Source organism: Micromonospora parastrephiae (genome assembly GCF_016802865.1).
GTDB classification, from domain to species: Bacteria; Actinomycetota; Actinomycetes; order Mycobacteriales; family Micromonosporaceae; genus Micromonospora; species Micromonospora parastrephiae.
Map to the genome: position 1 here is coordinate 1 of NZ_JAEVHM010000384.1, position 1,871 is coordinate 1,871.

The window sequence follows — 1,871 nt, forward strand, 5'->3', positions numbered from 1 at the left end:
GGGCCCCGCGGTCAGCCGCGGGGCCCCTTCGCGTGTCGGCGTGGCCGGTCAGTCCCGCAGCGGGCGGCCCTGCGCGTCCGTGCCGCCGTTGACCAGGATCAGGATGCCGTCGATGACGCCCCAGAGCGCGCCGACGCCGCAGGTCACCAGGCTCACGACGAGCTGGAGAACGGCGATCTTGGTGTGTCCGGTGTAGAACCGACCGGCCCCGAAGGTGCCGAGCAGGATGCCGAGGATGCCCGCGACGACCTTGCTCTTGTCGGAGTAACCCGGGGCGTACCCGGGCTGGTAAGGAGGAGTGGTCATGGGCGGTCACATTAGTGATCCACTCGCCCGCTGTCCGCACCGCCACCCGGCAGATGGGACGATAGTGGCGAAACACTGTCCTGACGGCTGAGGCGGCACTGCACCGCCGGATCCGGTCGGTGCCCTGACACATCGTCAGGACACCCGACCACCGGATGCCACTGTGCTGGCTCGCGGCAGCGCTGCGCGCGCCTAGACTGCCGCCGGCGGGACCGGTGGACCGCGGTGGCAATGGGGCCATTGCGGCGCCGAGCAGTCGGGGGAGAGCGGCCCCGAAGAGAGGTGTCTGCATCGTGAAGGTCGGAATCCCACGCGAGGTCAAGAACCACGAGTACCGCGTGGCGATCACGCCAGCGGGTGTCAACGAGTTCACCCGCAGCGGCCACCAGGTCTTCGTCGAGTCCGGCGCCGGTGTCGGCTCCAGCATCACCGACGAGGAGTTCGCCGCCGCCGGCGCGACGATCCTCGCCACCGCTGACGAGGTGTGGGAGGCCGCCGAGTTGGTGCTCAAGGTCAAGGAGCCGATCGCCGAGGAGTACCACCGGATGCGCGAGGGGCAGGTGCTCTTCACCTACCTCCACCTGGCCGCCTCCAAGGAGTGCACCGACGCGCTGATCGACCGCAAGGTCACCGGCATCGCGTACGAGACCGTCGAGCTGCCCGACCGGTCGTTGCCGCTGCTCGCCCCGATGTCCGAGGTCGCCGGCCGGCTCGCCCCGCAGGTGGGCGCCTTCTACATGATGCGTACCGGCGGCGGACGCGGTGTGCTGCCCGGCGGGGTCTCCGGCGTGTACGCGGCCAAGACCGTCGTCATCGGCGCCGGCGTCTCCGGCATGAACGCCGCCGCCATCGCGCTGGGCCTGCAGTCCGAGGTGCTGCTGCTGGACAAGAACGTCGCCCGGCTGCGCCAGGCCGACGCCATCTACCGCGGCCACCTGCAGACCGTCGCCTCCAACGCGTACGAGGTCGAGCGGGCCGTGCTCGACGCCGACCTGGTCATCGGCGCGGTGCTGGTGCCGGGTGCCAAGGCCCCGACCCTGATCTCCAACGAGCTGGTCTCCCGGATGAAGCCGGGCAGTGTGCTCGTCGACATCGCCATCGACCAGGGCGGCTGCTTCGAGGACTCGCGCCCCACCACGCACGCCGACCCGGTCTACAAGGTCCACGAGTCGATCTTCTACTGCGTCGCGAACATGCCCGGCGCGGTGCCGAACACCAGCACCTACGCGCTGACCAACGTCACCCTGCCGTACGCCCTGGAGCTGGCCAACCAGGGCTGGCGCGAGGCGCTGCGCAACGACCCGGCGCTGGCGTTGGGCCTCAACACCCACGACGGCCGGGTCACCTACGGCCCGGTGGCCGAGGCGCACGGCATGGACGTGCTCCCGCTGGCCGACGCGCTGGCCTGAGCGGTGGCGGGCTGACCGGCATCCCGGGCTCCGCCGGCGCGGACGAGCGGTCCGCGCCGGCGCTGCGCCGTGCCGTGCGGGCCTACCTCGATCACCTCACGGTCGAGCGTGGCCTGTCCCCGAACACCCTGGTCTCGTACCGCCGGGACCTGGACC

Annotated in this window: 3 protein-coding genes; 2 read left to right on the top strand and 1 reads right to left on the bottom strand. The window is 71.0% G+C overall.

The window, feature by feature from the left end; genetic code table 11:
- Window positions 1-48 precede the first annotated feature (48 nt).
- Window positions 49-306: a TM2 domain-containing protein gene (locus JNW91_RS31235; RefSeq protein ID WP_151490084.1), complete on the bottom strand. Its 258-nt coding sequence runs from the start codon at window positions 304-306 to the stop codon at window positions 49-51.
- Between the two features lie 293 nt (window positions 307-599).
- Here JNW91_RS31235 and ald point away from each other — a divergent pair, with 293 nt between their 5' ends.
- Both ald and JNW91_RS31245 read left to right on the top strand, forming a co-directional pair.
- A complete protein-coding gene (gene ald, locus JNW91_RS31240) occupies window positions 600-1,715 on the top strand; it encodes an alanine dehydrogenase (protein ID WP_203179029.1) in 1,116 nt (371 codons plus the stop codon).
- A gap of 20 nt (window positions 1,716-1,735) precedes the next feature.
- A partial coding sequence (locus JNW91_RS31245) for a site-specific integrase (RefSeq protein ID WP_203179030.1) occupies window positions 1,736-1,871 on the top strand: 136 nt, incomplete at its 3' end.

Excerpts from the sequence above, each read along its gene's own strand:
- JNW91_RS31235 (WP_151490084.1), bottom strand. The coding sequence starts at position 306 with ATGACCACTCCTCCTTACCAGCCCGGGTACGCCCCGGGTTACTCCGAC.